Raw genomic sequence first — 2,522 nt, forward strand, 5'->3', positions numbered from 1 at the left:
CCCCCAATGGCCGGCACTTTTTGAGGGTAAAAAAGTCCAAAAGTCTTATCCAACAAGGTTTTTAGATTTATTCAGCAGACCCTAAGTAAGTAGGTGTTGAAAATTGTCAGATACCCCCCTTATTAAGGGGAGCAGGGGGGATCAAAAGCAAAATCTATCTTCTATTTAATCAGAACCACTTACTTAGCTGACGGCTGACGGCCTACTACTAATTAACGCTGAATTTGGTCAAAAATCGCCCCATCAGCGAAGAATTTTTTCTGGATCGCATCCCAGCTACCGACCGCCGTATAGGGGAACAGATTCGACACTTTTGGGTATTGTTTACTAAACTCTTTAGCCACATTAGCATTAACGGGACGGAAACCCACCTTGGCGAATTCCCGCTGCGCTTCGGGAGTAAAGAGAAATTGGGCAAAAGCTGTCGCTACTTCCCGGGTTTTGCGTTTATCAACTATTTTATCCACTACAGCCACGGGCGGATCGATCGAAACATTGACCGCAGGAATAGTATAGGAAAAACCGGTTTCTCCTTTTTGACGGGCCAAAATTACCTCGTTTTCGTAGTTAAGCAGCACATCCCCCTGATCCTGTTTAAAGAAGACATCGCTGGCTTCCCGGGCATCTTTGGGTAGTACAGGCACGTTTTTATAGACATTGCGGACGAAATTGGTCGCTTGTGCTTCATTGCCGCCGGTCCGAGTTACCGATCCCCACAGGGCCAGAAAATTCCACCGGGCCACCCCAGAGGTTTTCGGGTTGGCAGTGATGACTTTAATCCCCGATTTGGCTAGATCTGGCCAGTTGCGGATTCCTTTGGGATTGCCCTGACGAGTAACTAAAGCTACCACGGAACGAGTGGCGATGGCATTGTTGGGTAATTCTTTCTGCCAACCGGGGTTAACTAAACCCGCTTTTTGCAAGCGTTCCACATCGGAACCGATAGCCAAATTTACCACATCTGCATCTAATCCGTCGATAACAGCGCGGGTTTGGGAACCAGAGCCGCCATAACTCTGTTTAATCACCACATCCTGTTTTTTCTCTCTTTTCCATTTGTTGACGAATAGAGGAATAATTTTTGAGTAGGCCGATTGAGTCACCGCGTAGGAAACCAGGGTGATTTCCACGGTTTGTTGTTTAGCTTGCTGTTTATCCGCAGCTGCCAGCAGATTACTCGATGCCGATAGGGGACTAAAAGCTAGTCCGATTCCCGTTGTGACGACGGCAGCCGTAGCTAGAGAAATAAAGGGTAAGAGGGTTTTCGGTTTTGAGGATCTAGGATCAGGGATCACGATGTCATCGGCTCCTTTGTTTATTTATGGGAGATTGCTAGGTATTTTCTCTGAAATTGTATTTTACATGAAATAAAAAACAATTTCAATACATTGAAGAAAAAATTATACTGTCTTATTTGGGTTAGATGCCAATAAATCAAGCCATTAATGGCTTGATTAGCTGAAAAAAATGGAAATATTGGATTTATACGGCTTAATTGTGCCTTTAAATCTGTCTGAAGCCTCTTTATGCTTCCAGAATAGAGATTTTATCGTCTTTATGGAGAATAAAGAATTTTTTAGCGATCACAAACCTTTCCCTAGGTGGCTTCACCGGTGAAGTTAGCAGACCTTAGCAACTATTACCCTAAAATTGAAGCGGTCTAACGACTTCAATCAATGTGCATGGTGCGTCCCCAAAAATCCTGCATTAGGGAACGCACCCTAGGGCGGTAGCCATCCCACTTATTGACCTCGCCCTGGCTTACAGTCGGCAAAACTTAATGCCTCTGTGTCTAAAAAACTGGCGATCGCCATCTCAAGAATCGCTTCAACGGGATAATCAATTTCAGTAGCGCGAGCAATCAAAGCATCCTGAATCCAGTCTGGTAAGCGTCTTAAAATAATTTCTGCATCAGTGGACGAGATTTGCTCTGAAAGTTTCGCTCGCATGGGTTAGGACTCCATAGGAATTTGAACATTATAGGGTGGCTCAGTCGCTCTCAAAATGATCGCCTCTAATTCTAATAGTAGCGCAGGGTTTTTCGAGTAAGGTATTGTCTGCACTGCTATGCGTACATCTTCGCTGTTGTATTGATCCAGCCAAGCCCACAAAAAAGCTTTGTGTCCACCTTTAAAACGACCCCGTAAACTTTTGGTTTTACCAATGTAAAGCAATCCCTGAGATCTATGCCTGACCGCGTAAATGCCAGGACGATCAGGAATGTCCCTAAAATCCCGGCTCAAGGGTTGGCATTGCTCAAAGGGAGTAAAAGCAATTGCATCCAAGACGCTTCTTGCTTGGTTTTGTATTTCAGAGTGGTTCGTTGGCACGGAAGGCAGATTATCGGTTGTCGAACTGATCATGCCACAGAAAAAAGAACTCTTGCAAATTAATTATATGTTATAATGATGGGTTAACTAATTTTCCCCAAAAATATTAGTTAATCAGTACATTTGTACTGAATGAAAACTTGAAGTTTAACTTTTAACTCAAAACTCTTTAGAGCTGCTTTAATTTGGTTA

General features: G+C 43.7%; 3 protein-coding genes. All 3 read right to left on the reverse strand.

Annotated elements, in window-relative coordinates; genetic code table 11:
- Positions 1-212: 212 nt before the first annotated feature.
- The 3 genes from PX636_RS11445 to PX636_RS11455 all read right to left on the reverse strand — a co-directional run bounded on the left by PX636_RS11445 (position 213) and on the right by PX636_RS11455 (position 2,285).
- On the reverse strand, positions 213-1,295 hold the full coding sequence (locus PX636_RS11445) for a sulfate ABC transporter substrate-binding protein (protein WP_288117257.1): 1,083 nt from the start codon (positions 1,293-1,295) through the stop codon (positions 213-215).
- A 447-nt stretch (positions 1,296-1,742) separates the two neighbouring features.
- A complete protein-coding gene (locus PX636_RS11450; RefSeq protein WP_045356590.1) occupies positions 1,743-1,949 on the reverse strand; it encodes a hypothetical protein in 207 nt (68 codons plus the stop codon).
- A gap of 3 nt (positions 1,950-1,952) precedes the next feature.
- A complete protein-coding gene (locus PX636_RS11455; RefSeq protein WP_288117258.1) occupies positions 1,953-2,285 on the reverse strand; it encodes a GIY-YIG nuclease family protein in 333 nt (110 codons plus the stop codon).
- Positions 2,286-2,522: the final 237 nt, after the last annotated feature.

Origin of the sequence: Microcystis sp. M53598_WE2 (genome assembly GCF_030067735.1) — a bacterium.
Classification (GTDB): Bacteria; Cyanobacteriota; Cyanobacteriia; order Cyanobacteriales; family Microcystaceae; genus Microcystis; species Microcystis aeruginosa.